16 protein-coding genes and 1 riboswitch are annotated in these 14,071 nt (G+C 64.3%); of the genes, 15 read left to right on the top strand and 1 reads right to left on the bottom strand.

What is annotated here, in order from left to right; all coding sequences use genetic code 11:
• Positions 1–131 precede the first annotated feature (131 nt).
• Both C8K66_RS09640 and C8K66_RS09635 read left to right on the top strand, forming a co-directional pair.
• Positions 132–761, top strand: coding sequence for a C40 family peptidase (locus C8K66_RS09640; protein ID WP_046382483.1), 630 nt, complete (start codon positions 132–134; stop codon positions 759–761).
• Positions 762–905: 144 nt separating this feature from the next.
• Complete coding sequence (locus tag C8K66_RS09635) at positions 906–1,442, top strand: C40 family peptidase (RefSeq protein ID WP_017845323.1); 537 nt, start codon at positions 906–908, stop codon at positions 1,440–1,442.
• Between the two features lie 133 nt (positions 1,443–1,575).
• Here the strand turns inward: C8K66_RS09635 and C8K66_RS09630 are convergent, their stop codons facing one another.
• Positions 1,576–2,889, bottom strand: a complete 1,314-nt coding sequence (locus tag C8K66_RS09630) for a sorbosone dehydrogenase family protein (protein WP_108524709.1) — start codon at positions 2,887–2,889, stop codon at positions 1,576–1,578.
• A gap of 99 nt (positions 2,890–2,988) precedes the next feature.
• A riboswitch (cobalamin riboswitch) is annotated at positions 2,989–3,233 on the top strand.
• A 78-nt stretch (positions 3,234–3,311) separates the two neighbouring features.
• Here C8K66_RS09630 and cobO point away from each other — a divergent pair.
• From cobO to C8K66_RS31230, 13 genes are all read left to right on the top strand, one after another.
• On the top strand, positions 3,312–3,923 hold the full coding sequence (cobO, locus tag C8K66_RS09625) for a cob(I)yrinic acid a,c-diamide adenosyltransferase (protein WP_046382485.1): 612 nt from the start codon (positions 3,312–3,314) through the stop codon (positions 3,921–3,923).
• Complete coding sequence (locus tag C8K66_RS09620; RefSeq protein WP_017845326.1) at positions 3,920–5,287, top strand: cobyrinate a,c-diamide synthase; 1,368 nt, start codon at positions 3,920–3,922, stop codon at positions 5,285–5,287. The genes cobO and C8K66_RS09620 overlap by 4 nt, the downstream gene beginning before the upstream one ends.
• Positions 5,284–5,934 carry a 5,6-dimethylbenzimidazole synthase gene (gene bluB / locus C8K66_RS09615; RefSeq protein ID WP_108524707.1) on the top strand — a complete coding sequence of 217 codons (651 nt, stop codon included), beginning with the start codon at positions 5,284–5,286 and terminating at the stop codon, positions 5,932–5,934. The genes C8K66_RS09620 and bluB overlap by 4 nt, the downstream gene beginning before the upstream one ends.
• Positions 5,931–6,839, top strand: coding sequence for an adenosylcobinamide-phosphate synthase CbiB (gene cbiB, locus C8K66_RS09610; protein ID WP_017845328.1), 909 nt, complete (start codon positions 5,931–5,933; stop codon positions 6,837–6,839). The genes bluB and cbiB overlap by 4 nt, the downstream gene beginning before the upstream one ends.
• Positions 6,832–7,821, top strand: coding sequence for a threonine-phosphate decarboxylase CobD (gene cobD / locus C8K66_RS09605; protein WP_108524705.1), 990 nt, complete (start codon positions 6,832–6,834; stop codon positions 7,819–7,821). Before cbiB ends, cobD begins: the two co-directional genes overlap by 8 nt.
• On the top strand, positions 7,818–9,269 hold the full coding sequence (locus C8K66_RS09600) for a cobyric acid synthase (protein ID WP_057003849.1): 1,452 nt from the start codon (positions 7,818–7,820) through the stop codon (positions 9,267–9,269). The genes cobD and C8K66_RS09600 overlap by 4 nt, the downstream gene beginning before the upstream one ends.
• A gap of 91 nt (positions 9,270–9,360) precedes the next feature.
• Entirely contained in the window at positions 9,361–9,882 is a 522-nt protein-coding gene (cobU, locus tag C8K66_RS09595; protein ID WP_017845331.1) for a bifunctional adenosylcobinamide kinase/adenosylcobinamide-phosphate guanylyltransferase, read from the top strand.
• Positions 9,879–10,934: a nicotinate-nucleotide--dimethylbenzimidazole phosphoribosyltransferase gene (cobT, locus tag C8K66_RS09590; protein ID WP_046382490.1), complete on the top strand. Its 1,056-nt coding sequence runs from the start codon at positions 9,879–9,881 to the stop codon at positions 10,932–10,934. Before cobU ends, cobT begins: the two co-directional genes overlap by 4 nt.
• Positions 10,931–11,506 carry an alpha-ribazole phosphatase family protein gene (gene cobC, locus C8K66_RS09585; RefSeq protein ID WP_108524703.1) on the top strand — a complete coding sequence of 192 codons (576 nt, stop codon included), beginning with the start codon at positions 10,931–10,933 and terminating at the stop codon, positions 11,504–11,506. The genes cobT and cobC overlap by 4 nt, the downstream gene beginning before the upstream one ends.
• 2 nt (positions 11,507–11,508) lie before the next feature.
• Positions 11,509–12,237, top strand: a complete 729-nt coding sequence (locus tag C8K66_RS09580; RefSeq protein WP_017845334.1) for an adenosylcobinamide-GDP ribazoletransferase — start codon at positions 11,509–11,511, stop codon at positions 12,235–12,237.
• A gap of 42 nt (positions 12,238–12,279) precedes the next feature.
• Positions 12,280–12,684: a MarR family winged helix-turn-helix transcriptional regulator gene (locus tag C8K66_RS09575; RefSeq protein ID WP_017845335.1), complete on the top strand. Its 405-nt coding sequence runs from the start codon at positions 12,280–12,282 to the stop codon at positions 12,682–12,684.
• Between the two features lie 63 nt (positions 12,685–12,747).
• On the top strand, positions 12,748–13,947 hold the full coding sequence (locus C8K66_RS09570; protein ID WP_162231515.1) for an MFS transporter: 1,200 nt from the start codon (positions 12,748–12,750) through the stop codon (positions 13,945–13,947).
• The gene (locus tag C8K66_RS31230) at positions 13,944–14,066 is read left to right on the top strand and encodes a hypothetical protein (RefSeq protein WP_017845337.1); all 123 of its coding nucleotides are present in this window, start codon (positions 13,944–13,946) and stop codon (positions 14,064–14,066) included. Before C8K66_RS09570 ends, C8K66_RS31230 begins: the two co-directional genes overlap by 4 nt.
• Positions 14,067–14,071 lie beyond the last annotated feature (5 nt).

Here is a 14,071-nt window from a genome sequence, read left to right as displayed (position 1 = left end):
GCGCAAAGGGTATTAAGGGCTTAGATGTCATAACGCAAACAGTAAGTCACATGGATCACGATTGAATTTGCAAATCGATGTGATAGAAGGCATAGTCTCGACTTCTTTACACATCAGCCACGGTCGTGCCCATGCTAAATCGCTTCGCACCCCTCGTGCCTCTCGCACTTGTCGCTCTGTTGTTTGGTTGCGCCTCCCACCCTCAACAAGTGGCCGAGCAGCACAATCAACAGTATAAAAATCAGGCAAAATTCGTTGCTGCGCAGTCTTCCACTGTTTATGAGGAAGAGCTGGCAACCGAAAAAGAACTGGCCGCCTTCGCTGGCAACAAGCCTTATCAGCTTCCCGTTCTGGCCGACAGCATCCTCGAACGCGGCATGTCCCTGATCGGGACCCGTTACCGTTTCGGCGGTACCTCTGAAGCCGGTTTTGATTGCAGCGGTTTTATCGGTTACCTGTTTCGCGAAGAAGCTGGCATGAACCTGCCACGCTCCACCCGCGAAATGATCAACGTGAATGCACCGTTGGTCGCGCGTAACAACCTCAAGCCTGGGGATCTGCTTTTCTTCAGTACCAGTGGCCGCGGTCGCGTCAGTCACGCCGGTATCTACCTGGGCGATAACCAGTTTATCCACTCCAGCAGCCGCCGCAGCGGTGGTGTTCGAGTCGACAGCCTGGGCGACAGCTACTGGAGCAAAACCTTCATCGAAGCCAAGCGCGCACTTGCCATGGCCCCGACGACGATTACCGCTAGCAAGTAAAGTTAAAGTGATACTTGAAGTTTGACGTGTAAGCGCTAGAATCTCTGGACATTGTTGTAATCCGTTCGCGCAAGCCATGCTTGCGCGTTCTGGTTTTCAGCGTTCGGCAGCGAAAGCCGCATCCAGACCAGGATTGTTCTGCACATGTCGACCTCGGCCCGCCTGATTCTTATTGTTTGCGCCGCGCTGCTCAGCGCCTGCGCAAGCCGCCCGCAGCCTGCGCCCGTAGCGGCCAAGCCTAAACCAGTGTTCAACTATTCCAGCCAGAGTTCGCCGGTCGCTGAAGACGTGCTGTTCCGCGCGCTGGGCCTGGTCGGTACGCCTTATCGTTGGGGCGGCAATACGCCGGACTCCGGTTTCGATTGCAGCGGGTTGATCGGGTTTGTCTACCGTGATGCCGCGGGCATCTCTCTGCCGCGCACCACGCGCGAACTGATCGTGATGCGCGCCCAGGACGTCAGCGCACAGAACCTGCAAACCGGTGACCTGCTGTTCTTCGCCACGGGTGGCGGCTCGCAGGTCAGCCACGCCGGGATCTATGTCGGCGAAGGGCGCTTTGTGCATGCGCCGCAGACGGGCGGTACGGTGAAGCTGGACACCTTGTCCAAAGCCTACTGGCAGAACGCCTACCTGAGCGCCAAGCGCGTGTTACCGGCTGAGCACTTGGCCCGCAACCCCTAAGCCAAAGCAGGATCCAAATGTGGGAGGGAGCTTGCTCCCGATGAGGGCGTGTCAGTCCATGCATTCAGTGACTGACCCACCGCCATCGTGGGCAAGTCGAATCGTCGCACCGCCCCTCCCACATTTGTAATAGTTACTTAGCCGCAGAAACCCGCCACACCTTATTCCCCACATCGTCCGCCACCAGCAAATCACCCTGCTTGTCGATGACCACGCCAACCGGTCGTCCCATGGCTTGTTCTTCGCTGTTGAGGAACCCGGTCAGCACGTCCACTGGCGGCCCCTTCGGCTTGCCGCCCTCGAACGGTACGAAGATCACCTTGTAGCCGCTGTGCGGCTTGCGGTTCCACGAGCCGTGCTGGCCGATAAACGCGCCGTTGATAAAGGGCGCCGGGAGTTTGCTGCCCTCGGCGAAGGTCAGGCCCAGCGAGGCGGTATGTGGGCCTACGGCGTAGTCCGGCGCAATGGCTTTGGCCACCAGGTCCGGGTTCTGCGGTGTGACGCGTACATCCACGTGCTGCCCGTAATAGCTGAAGGGCCAGCCATAAAAGGCGCCATCCTGGACCGAGGTGATGTAGTCCGGCACCAGGTCGCTGCCGATCTCGTCGCGCTCGTTCACTGCCGTCCACAGCTTGCCGCTCTGCGGTTCCCAGGCCATGCCGTTCGGGTTGCGCAGGCCGGAGGCGAAGATACGGTGCTGGCCGCTGGCGCGGTCGACTTCCCAGATCGCCGCGCGGCCTTGTTCCGCTTCCAGGCCGTTCTCGGCGACGTTGCTGTTGGAGCCGACGCTCACATACAACTTGCTGCCGTCCTTGCTGGCCACCACGTTTTTCGTCCAGTGATGGTTGATGCTGCCCGCTGGCAGGTCGATGACCTTGCTGCCGGCGGCCTTGATCGCGGTTTCGCCGGTCTGATAGGGAAAGCGCAACAGCTTGTCCGAATCGGCCACGTACAGGTCATTGCCCACCAGCGTCATGCCGAAGGGCGAGTTGAGGTTTTCCAGGAACACGGTGCGGGTCTCCGCGACCCCGTCATGGTCGGCATCGCGCAGCAGGGTGATGCGGTTCGGGCTCGGCACACCGGCACCGGCGCGGCCCATGACTGTCTGCATCACCCAACCCCGCAGGCCTTTGGCGTCGTCCGGCTTGGGCGGCGCGTTGGTTTCCGCCACCAGCACATCGCCATTGGGCAGTACATACAGCCAGCGCGGGTGGTCCAGGCCTTCGGCGAACGCCGCCACTTGGGTGCCGGCGGCGGCCGTGGGCTGGGTGCCCGCCGGCCAGCCGATGGCCGGAGCGATGTTCACGGTGGGGATCAGGGTCTTGTTCGGCTCCGGCAGCTGCGGTGAAGGCCCGGTGCCATCGGACACCTTCAGGGTCGAGCTTTCGCCGCAGGCGGCGAGGGTGCCCGCGAGCATGATCAGTAAGGCGAGTCTTGTTTTATGCATGGTTTTCTCCTGGATGTCTGTAAGGGTAGAGGCGCCCGATGCGGCGATGGTTCAAGTGCAAGGCCAGCTTTAATTGACGCTCCACCCCCAACCCACTAACCTTCGCCGCTTGTTCCAGGTGCTCTGTGACCCACGGGTCGACTGAGTGAAACAGGGAAGCCGGTGAGTGAGCGCACTTGTACACAGTGCTGCCGCGATTCCGGCGCTGCCCCCGCAACGGTAAATGAGTCAAGACGGTGCTGTTTGCCACTGTATCGCCTGCGATATGGGAAGGCGCGCCGTCGGCCTGCGCGCTAGCGCGCCACTCATGAGCCCGGAGACCGGCCCGGATCATCCAACAGCATCACGGTGGGCGATGCTTGGCTGTCTGTTTTTGATTTTTCCTGCCCGCCGTTTTTGTCCAGCCCCAACGGAGAGCTGCCATGACCGATTCCCCCGAGCGCGACGAACGCCACCTGGCGCGCATGCTGCGTAAAAAAGCCGTGATCGATGAGCGCATCGCCAATTCCCCGAACGAATGCGGCTTGCTGCTGGTGCTGACCGGCAACGGCAAAGGCAAGAGCAGCTCGGCATTTGGCATGCTTGCCCGCGCCATGGGCCATGGCATGCAGTGCGGTGTGGTGCAGTTCATCAAGGGGCGCAACAGCACCGGCGAAGAACTGTTCTTCCGCCGTTTCCCCGAGCAAGTGCGTTTCCATGTAATGGGCGAGGGCTTTACCTGGGAAACCCAGGACCGCCAGCGCGACATCGCGGCCGCCGAGGCCGCCTGGGCGGTGTCCCGCCAATTGCTGCAAGACCCGAGCATCGGCCTGGTGGTGCTGGATGAGCTGAACATCGCGCTCAAGCACGGCTACCTCGACCTCGATCAAGTCCTCAGCGACCTGCAGGCCCGCCCGCCGATGCAGCACGTGGTGGTCACCGGCCGTGGCGCCAAGCCTGAACTGATCGAAATGGGCGACACCGTCACCGACATGGGCATGCTCAAGCATGCGTTCCAGGCCGGTATCAAGGCACAGAAAGGCGTCGAACTTTGAATCAGCCCCGCCATTGCCCGGCTGTCTTGATCGCCGCACCGGCGTCCGGCCAGGGCAAAACCACGGTCACCGCCGCGCTGGCGCGCTTGCACCGCAACCTGGGGCGCAAGGTGCGTGTGTTCAAATGCGGCCCGGACTTCCTCGACCCGATGATCCACGAGCGCGCCAGCGGTGCGCCGGTGTATCAATTGGACATGTGGATGGTGGGTGAGCAGGAAAGTCGCCGCCTACTGTGGGAAGCAGCGGGGGAGGCGGACCTGATCCTGATCGAAGGCGTGATGGGGCTGTTCGACGGCACACCTTCCAGCGCCGACCTGGCGCGGCACTTCGGTGTGCCGGTGCTCGGCGTGATCGATGGCACGGCCATGGCGCAGACCTTCGGCGCCCTGGCCCTCGGCCTGGCACGCTATCAGCCGGACTTGCCGTTCGCCGGCGTGCTGGCCAACCGCGTCGGCACCCTGCGCCATGCGCAATTGCTCGAAGGCAGCCTCACCGAAGGCCTGCGCTGGTATGGCGCGCTGTCCCGCGAGACCGCTATCGAATTGCCCAGCCGCCACCTGGGCCTGGTGCAAGCCAGCGAACTGAATGACCTCGACCTGCGCCTGGACGCCGCCGCCCAAGCGTTGGGCAGCAGTTGCGAGGTTGCGTTGCCGCCGCCGGTCACCTTTGCCGCACCGCCGGTAACCCGCACCGAACCGTTGCTGGCTGGCGTGCGGATCGCCGTCGCGCGTGACGAAGCCTTCGCCTTCACTTACGGTGCCAGCCTCGATCTGCTGCGGGCGATGGGCGCCGAGTTGAGCTTCTTCTCGCCGATCCATGATCGCCAATTGCCAGACGCCGACAGCCTCTATCTGCCCGGTGGTTACCCGGAATTGCATCACCAGGCACTGTCGGAAAACACCGCGATGCTGGAGGCGATCCGCGCCCATCACGCTGCCGGCAAACCGCTGCTCGCCGAGTGTGGCGGCATGCTCTATCTGCTGGACTCGCTCACCGATGTCGACGGCCTCCGCGCCGGACTGGTCGGCCTGCTGCAGGGCGCTGCGGTGATGCAAAAGAAGCTCGCGGCGCTGGCTCTGCAAAGCGTCGAATTGCCCGAGGGCGTGTTGCGTGGGCACACCTATCACCACTCGCTGACCAGCACCGACTGGGTGCCCATTGCCCGTGGCGTGAGCCCCAATGGCGGGCGCGGGGCCGAGGCGGTGTATCGACAGGGGCGGCTGACCGCTTCCTACGTTCACTTCTACTTCCCCTCCAACCCCCGGGCCGTGGCCGCGCTGTTTGCGCCCGAGCGAGTCGCACCGCACGCTGCGCCACAGCACGAATCCACGGTGGGAGCGGGCTTGCCCGCGATAGGCTCATGACCGACAACTCTTTCCCCCAGGCCGAGCGCGACGCCGTCTACCGTGCCATCGCCGAACGCCGCGACATGCGTCACTTCAGCGGCGGTGACGTGGCTCCCGAACTGCTGCAGCGCTTGCTCCAGGCCGCACACCAGGCGCCGAGCGTCGGCTTGATGCAGCCGTGGCGTTTTATCCGCATCAGCGATCGCCCATTGCGTGGGCGGATTCAACAGTTGGTGGAGGAAGAACGCATACGCACCGCCGAGGCGTTGGGCGAGCGTTCCGATACGTTCATGAAGCTCAAGGTCGAAGGCATCCACGACTGCGCCGAAGTGCTGGTGGCGGCGCTGATGGATGAGCGCGAGCGACATATCTTCGGCCGGCGTACCTTGCCGGAAATGGACATGGCCTCGCTGTCCTGCGCGATCCAGAATCTGTGGCTGGCCGCGCGGGTCGAAGGCCTGGGCATGGGCTGGGTGTCGTTGTTCGAACCGCAGGCCCTGGCCGACCTGCTGGGCTTGCCGCCCGGCGCGAAACCCTTGGCGGTGTTGTGCCTGGGGCCGGTCGAGGCGTTCTATCCGGCACCGATGTTGCAGCTCGAAGGCTGGGCCGAACCGCGCCCGCTGAGTGACATGTTGTATGAAAATACCTGGGGAGTGCGTCAATGAGTGTGGCCTTGCTGTGTGTCGCTGCGGTGGCGCTGGATGCGCTGCTGGGCGAGCCCAGGCGCTGGCATCCGCTGGTGGCGTTCGGCAACTTCGCCGCGCGCATCGAGCAGCGTTTCAACAGCGGTGGCCGTGGCTGGCGCAGCCACGGCGTGACCGCCTGGTTTATTGCGGTGGTGCCGTTGACGCTGTTGGCCACCGCGTTGTCGTGGGCGCCTTACATCGGCTGGGTGCTGGAGATCCTCGCGTTGTACTGTGCCCTCGGCATGCGCAGTCTCGGCGAGCACGTGATCCCGGTGGCCCAGGCCCTGCGCGGCGATGACCTGGACGAAGCCCGGCGGCGCGTGAGTTACCTGGTGAGTCGCCAGACCAGTGAACTGGATCGCACTGAAGTCGCTCGCGCCGCCACCGAATCGGTGCTGGAAAACGGCAGCGACGCGGTGTTTGCCGCACTGTTCTGGTTTGTCGTCGCGGGTGTGCCGGGCGTGGTGCTGTACCGCTTGAGCAACACCCTCGACGCCATGTGGGGCTATCGCAACGAACGCTTCGAGCGTTTCGGATGGGCGGCGGCCAGGATCGACGATGTACTGAACTATATTCCGGCACGCCTGGTGGCGTTGACCTACGCCGTACTCGGTAAAACCAGGCTGGCCATCAAATGCTGGCGCCGTCAGGGCCCGACCTGGGACAGCCCCAACGCCGGTCCGGTGATGGCGGCGGGGGCAGGTGCCTTGGGCGTCGAGTTGGGCGGTGCCGCGATCTATCACGGTGAGCTGCACCAGCGTCCGCCACTGGGCGAAGGCCCGGCGGCGGATGCGGACGCCATCGACCGCGGCTGGCAACTGGTGCAGCGCGGCGTATGGTTGTGGCTGCTGATCCTATGCGTCGGGGGGCAATTGTATGCTTGAGCACGGTGGCCGGCTGCGTAAGGCGGCGATTGAATATGGGATTGCCGAGGCCGAATGGCTCGACCTGTCCAGCGGCCTGGCGCCCTGGCCGTGGCCGGTCCCCGAGATTCCGTTGCGCGCCTGGGCGCGTCTGCCGGAAACCGACGACGGTCTGGAGCAAGCCGCCAGCGAATACTATGGCACCGCGCATTTATTGCCAGTGCCGGGTTCCCAGGCGGCGATCCAACTGCTGCCGCGCTTGCGCCGGGGCGGCAAGGTCGGCGTGCTGTCACCTTGCTATGCCGAGCACGCCGAGGCCTGGCGTCGCGCCGGCTACGTGGTGCGCGAAGTGCAGGAGCAGGAGGTCGACTTCTTTCTCGACAGCCTGGACGTGCTGGTGGTGGTCAACCCGAATAACCCCACGGGCCTGAGCCTGACCCCGCAACGGCTGCTCGACTGGCATGCGCGGCTGGCCCAGCGCGGCGGTTGGCTGGTGGTGGACGAAGCGTTCATGGACGTCACGCCGCACCTGAGCCTGGCCGGCCAGGCCCATCAGGTCGGCCTGATCGTGCTGTGTTCGTTCGGCAAGTTCTTCGGCCTGGCCGGTGTGCGCCTGGGGTTTGTGCTGGCGGAGCGCAAGTTGCTCAAGCTGTTGGCCGAACAGGTCGGGCCGTGGGCGGTCAGCGGGCCGACGCGGGTGATCGGTCAAGCGTGTCTGCGCGATACCGCCGGGCACACCCGGCAACGCAACCGTTGCCTGGAAGCCGGCCAGCGCTTGTTCGATTTGCTCGAGCGCCAAGGTTTCCAACCCCAGGGCGGCTGCGCCCTGTTTCAATGGCTGATCACCCCTCACGCCGAACGCATGCACAACTTCATGGCCCAGCGCGGCATTCTGCTGCGCCTGTTTGTCCACGACAGCAGCCTGCGTTTCGGCCTGCCCGACACCGACGCCGATTGGCAGCGCCTGGAACAGGCCCTGATCGCCTACAAGGACGCGGTATGAGTACGCTGATGGTGCAAGGCACGACGTCCGATGCCGGTAAAAGCACCCTGGTCACCGCCTTGTGCCGCTGGCTGGTGCGCCAGGGCGTGGCGGTGGTGCCGTTCAAGCCGCAGAACATGGCGCTCAACAGCGCGGTGACGGCCGAAGGCGGCGAAATCGGCCGCGCCCAGGCGGTGCAGGCGCAGGCCGCCAACCTGGCGCCGCACACCGACATGAACCCGGTGCTGCTCAAACCCAACAGTGACACCGGCGCCCAAGTGATCATCCATGGCCGCGCCGTGACCAGCATGAACGCAGTGGCCTATCACGACTACAAAGCCATCGCGATGCAGGCGGTGCTGGCGTCCCACACGCGTTTGAGCGACGCCTACCCGGTGGTGATGGTGGAAGGCGCAGGCTCCCCGGCGGAGATCAACCTGCGCGCCAATGACATCGCCAACATGGGCTTCGCCGAGGCCGTGGATTGCCCGGTGCTGCTGATCGCCGACATCAATCGCGGCGGCGTGTTCGCGCATCTGGTGGGCACCCTTGAATTGCTTTCGCCGACCGAACAGGCACGGGTCAAAGGCTTCATCATCAACCGTTTTCGCGGCGATATCGCCTTGTTGCAGCCAGGGCTGGATTGGCTGGAAGCGCGCACCGGCAAACCGGTGGTCGGCGTATTGCCCTACGTGATGGACCTGCACCTGGAGGCCGAAGACGGCATCGACCAGCGTCAGATCGACAAGGCGGCCGAGGTGCTCAAGGTGGTCGTGCCGGTGTTGCCGCGCATCAGCAACCACACCGACTTTGACCCGCTGCGCCTGCATCCCCAGGTGGACTTGCAGTTCATCGGCCCGGGCCAGCCGATTCCCGCCGCCGACCTGATTATTCTGCCGGGCTCGAAAAGCGTGCGCAGTGACCTCGCGTACCTGCGCGCCAATGGCTGGGACACTGCGGTGGCGCGGCACTTGCGCTACGGCGGCAAGGTGCTGGGAATTTGCGGCGGGTTGCAGATGCTCGGCGAGCAGGTGCATGACCCGCTCGGGCTCGAGGGGCCGGCCGGCTCCAGTGACGGTCTGGGGCTGCTGGCGTTCAGTACGACGCTGGCGCAAGAGAAGCAGTTGCGCAATGTGCGTGGGCGCCTGTTGCTGGAGGACGCCGAGGTCAGTGGGTATGAGATCCATGCGGGCGTGACGTCCGGCGCGGCTCTGGAACGTCCTGCTGTGTATCTGGACGATGGCCGACATGACGGCGCCCAGAGCGCCGACGGGCAAATCCTCGGGACTTATCTGCACGGTGTATTCGAAACCCCGGCCGCGTGCAGCGCCTTGTTGCGCTGGGCCGGTGTGCAGGCGGTGCAGGAGGTCGATTACCACGCCCTGCGCGAGCGCGACATCGAACGGTTGGCCGACCTGGTGGAACAGCATCTGGATACCGCGCTGTTGCGCAGGTTGTGTGGGATTTGAGGGCTTGCCTGAGACACCGAGGTGCCTGCATCGCTGGCACGCCAGCTCCCACCGTTGACCGAGCCCGGCTCGAATACCGAGGTGCCATCCCATGCTCCAACTGATTCTCGGCGGCGCCCGTTCCGGCAAGAGCCGCCTGGCGGAAAAACTCGCCAGCGACAGCGCGTTGCCCGTCATTTATATCGCCACCAGCCAACCGCTGGACGGCGAGATGAACCAGCGTGTCGCCCTGCATCGCCAGCGCCGCCCGGATCACTGGGGCCTGATCGAAGAACCGATCGAACTGGCACGGGTGCTGCGCGAAAACGCCGCGCCCGAGCGCTGCCTGCTGGTGGATTGCCTCACGCTCTGGCTGACCAATCTGCTGCTGCTCGATAACCCCGAGCGTCTGGCTTTTGAGCGTGACCAATTGCTCGAAAGCCTGGCCTCATTGCCAGGTGAAATCCTGTTTGTCAGCAACGAGACCGGTTTGGGTGTCGTGCCGCTGGGCGAATTGACTCGCCGCTATGTGGATGAAGCCGGTTGGCTGCATCAAGCCTTGGCCGAACGGTGTCAGCGCGTTGTCCTGACCGTTGCCGGCCTGCCCCTGACTTTGAAAGGTACTGCGTTATGACGGAAACCTGGTGGCTCAACCCGTGCAAGGCCAGCGACGCTTCGGCGTATCAACACGCCTTGGCGCGCCAACAGCAATTGACCAAGCCGGCCGGCTCCCTCGGCCGCCTGGAAGCGTTGGCGGTGCAGTTGGCCGGCCTGCAAGGCCGGGTCAAACCGGCGATGGAGCAGGTGTGGATCGCCATCTTTGCCGGCGACCACGGCGTGGTGGCCGAAGGCGTGTCGGCGTATCCCCAGGCAGTCACCGGGCAGATGCTGCATAACTTTGTCGCCGGCGGTGCGGCCATCAGCGTATTGGCGCAGCAACTGGCGGCGCAGTTGGAAGTGATCGACCTCGGCACGGTGACGCCGTCGCTGAACCTGCCCGGCGTGCGTCACTTGAATATCGCAGCGGGCACCGCCAACTTCGTCAACGGCCCGGCGATGACCGAGGCGCAAGGGCGGCTGGCGCTGCAGGCCGGTCGCGACAGCGCGCGCCGTGCGTTGGCGAGCGGCGCACAGCTGTTTATCGGCGGCGAGATGGGGATCGGCAACACCACCGCCGCCAGCGCGTTGGCGTGTGCCTTGCTCGATTGCCCGGTGAGCGATTTGACCGGGCCGGGTACCGGCCTGGATGCCCGGGGTGTCAGCCACAAAGTCACCGTCATCGAACGCGCACTGGCGGTGCATGCCGCGCAACGCGGTGATGCGCTGCACACCCTGTTCAACCTCGGCGGGTTGGAGATCGCGGCGTTGGTCGGTGCCTATCTGGCCTGCGCCCAGGACGGCATCGTGGTGCTGGTGGACGGCTTTATCTGCAGCGTTGCCGCGTTGGTCGCCACGCGGCTGAACCCGGCGTGCCGGGAGTGGCTGGTGTTCGGCCATCGCGGCGCCGAGCCTGGCCATCGCCACGTGCTGCACTGCCTCGACGCGCAACCGTTGCTCGAACTCGGCCTGCGGCTCGGCGAAGGCAGCGGCGCGGCGTTGGCGGTGCCGCTGCTGCGCCTGGCCTGCGCGCTGCACGGGCAGATGGCGACATTCGCCGAAGCCGCCGTGGCGGACCGCCCGGCATGACCTTGCACCTGGACCTGTTGCGCCACGGCGAAACCGAATTGGGCGGTGGCCTGCGCGGCAACCTCGACGATGCGCTCACCGCAAACGGCTGGGCGCAGATGCGTGCTGCGGTGGCCGGGCAGGGCCCATGGGACCGATTGATCAGTTCGCCGCTGCAACGGTGTGCGCGGTTCGCGCAAGAACTGGGCGCAACACTCAAGGTGCCGGTTAGCCTGGAAAAGGCCCTGCAGGAATTGCACTTCGGCGCCTGGGAAGGGCAGAGCGCGGCGGCGTTGATGGAGACCGACGCCGACGGGCTGGGCGCGTTCTGGGCCGACCCCTATAGCTTCACGCCACCTGACGGTGAACGTGTCAGCGACTTTTCCGATCGGGTTCTCGGCGCGGTCTCACGCTTGCATCAGGCTTATGCCGGACAGCGTGTGTTGTTGATCAGCCACGGTGGCGTGATGCGTCTGCTGCTGGCCCGGGCGCGCGGTTTGCCCCGAGCGCAGTTGCTGAATGTCGAAGTCGCCCATGGCGCACTGTTCAGCCTGCAGGTTGCGGCTGACGGCGCGTTGAAGGAAGGGCGCTGAACATGCTGCCGTTCTGGATCGCCTTGCAGTTCCTGAGCAGCCTGCCGATTCGTCTGCCGGGCATGCCGCAACCCCAGGAACTGGGGCGCTCACTGCTGTTTTATCCGCTGGTGGGCCTGTTGTTCGGTCTGCTGTTGTGGGGCCTGAACCTCGCGCTGGCGGGCGCGCCGTTGTTGCTGCACGCCGCGTTGTTACTGACGGCCTGGGTGTTGCTCAGCGGCGGCTTGCACCTGGACGGGCTAGCGGACAGCGCGGACGCCTGGCTCGGTGGGTTCGGCGATCGCGAACGCACCCTGACCATCATGAAGGACCCGCGCAGCGGGCCGATCGCCGTGGTCACCCTCGGCCTGGTATTGCTGCTCAAGTTCACCGCCCTGGTGGCGCTGATCGAGCAGCACAACGGCGCGGCACTGATCCTCGCGCCGCTGATCGGGCGTGCGTCGATGCTCGCGCTGTTTCTCACCACGCGCTATGTGCGTGCCGGAGGATTGGGCCAGGCATTGTCGGACCACTTACCAAGGATTGTCGGCCAGCAGGTGCTGATCCTCAGCGGCCTGGCCTGCCTGCTGATCGGTGGTTTCAGCGGTGGGATCGCGGTCCTGCTCGCGGCGCTGTGTTTTATCGGCTTGCGTCAGTTGATGGTCAGGCGTCTCGGCGGCACCACCGGGGACACCGCTGGCGCCCTGCTGGAGCTGCTGGAAGTGGCGGTTGTGGTCGGATTGGCGCTGTAACACTTGCTTGCATTTCCTTAATCGCGGGTATATACACGTTCCATGCTTGCCTCCCAATGTTTATGCACCAACCTGCGACGTGCCGCCCGTGGCGTCAGCAGGCATTACGACGGCGCTCTCGACGGCTTCGGGATCAACGTCGCCCAGTATTCTCTGCTGTGCAATTTGCAGCGTCTCGATCAACCGAGCATTTCCAGCCTGGCCGACGCCATGGGCCTGGATCGCAGTACCTTGGGGCGCAACCTGCGCGTGCTGGAAGGCGAAGGCCTGGTGCGGTTGGTCGAAGGCGACGATCTGCGCAACCGCCTGGTGCTGTTGACCGAAGCCGGTGCAGAACGACTGGCCGCAGCGTTGCCAGCGTGGGAAGCGGCGCAGCAGAAATTGATTGATCGGCTGGGCGCGGAAAAACGCGAAACCCTGTTGGCCTTGCTGGATGAACTTGCCTGAGCGCGGGTTTGTTCGACTATAAGCGGGTATATACCCGTAAATGGAGAATAAGAAATGACTTCGATGTGGCGCACCAGTGGCTGGATTCTTGTGGGAAGTGCGCTGATCCTGGCGTTGTCGCTGGGTGTACGGCATGGCTTCGGTCTGTTCCTGGCACCGATGAGCGCCGAATTTGGCTGGGGCCGTGAGACGTTTGCCTTCGCTATTGCCCTGCAGAACCTGATCTGGGGCCTGGCGCAGCCGTTCACCGGCGCCCTGGCCGACCGTTTTGGGGCGAGCAAGGCCGTGCTGGTTGGCGGGGTGTTGTACGCCGTCGGCCTGGTATTGATGGGCATGTCCGACTCGGCCTGGTCACTGTCGTTGAGCGCCGGTTTGTTGATTGGTATCGGCCTGTCCGGCACTTCATTCTCGGTGATCCTGGGCGTGGTCGGCCGTGCGGTGCCGCCGGAAAAACGCAGCATCGCCATGGGCATTGCCAGCGCCGCCGGTTCTTTCGGCCAGTTTGCCATGGTGCCGGGCACCCTGGGTTTGATCAGTTGGTTGGGCTGGTCGGCGGCGCTGCTGGCGTTGGGCTTGATGGTGGCGCTGATTCTGCCGCTGGTGAGCATGCTCAAGGATCGGCCACTGCCCGTCATGGCTGGCCAGCAAACCTTGCGTGAAGCACTGAAGGAAGCCTGTTCTCACTCCGGGTTCTGGTTGCTGGCGTTCGGTTTTTTCGTCTGCGGTTTCCAAGTGGTGTTTATCGGCGTGCATCTGCCGGCCTACCTGGTCGATCAGCATTTACCGGCGACTACCGGCACCACCGTATTGGCCTTGATTGGCCTGTTTAATATCGCCGGCACCTACACCGCCGGCTGGCTCGGCGGGCGCATGTCCAAGCCGCGCCTGCTGACCGCTTTGTATCTGTTGCGCGCGGTGGTGATCGTGCTGTTCCTGTGGGCGCCGGTGACTGAAGTCACGGCCTACCTGTTCGGTATGGCGATGGGCTTCCTGTGGCTGTCCACCGTGCCGCTGACCAACGGCACGGTCGCCACGCTGTTTGGTGTGCGAAACCTCTCGATGCTCGGTGGGATCGTGTTCCTGTTCCATCAGCTCGGTTCGTTCCTCGGTGGCTGGTTGGGCGGGGTGGTCTATGATCGAACCGGCAACTACGATTTGATCTGGCAAGTGGCGATTCTCTTGAGCCTGCTCGCCGCCGCTCTGAACTGGCCGGTGCGCGAGCGGCCGGTGGCGCGGTTGCAGACGCAGATGGAGGCGGCATGAGTTCCAATGGGTATTGGTTCGTTGGGGCCGCGGCGGCAACGCTGCTGCTGCTTCTGGCATGGTGGGGCTGGCAGCGCGGTGGGCTGGCGTTGATGCAACTGGGTATGTCGATCTGTTAAGTTCG

The sequence above is a fragment of the Pseudomonas sp. GV105 genome, assembly GCF_003058185.1.
Classification (GTDB): Bacteria; Pseudomonadota; Gammaproteobacteria; order Pseudomonadales; family Pseudomonadaceae; genus Aquipseudomonas; species Aquipseudomonas veronii.
Note: the sequence above shows the minus strand (reverse complement) of the source record. Positions and strands in the feature narration are given on the sequence as shown.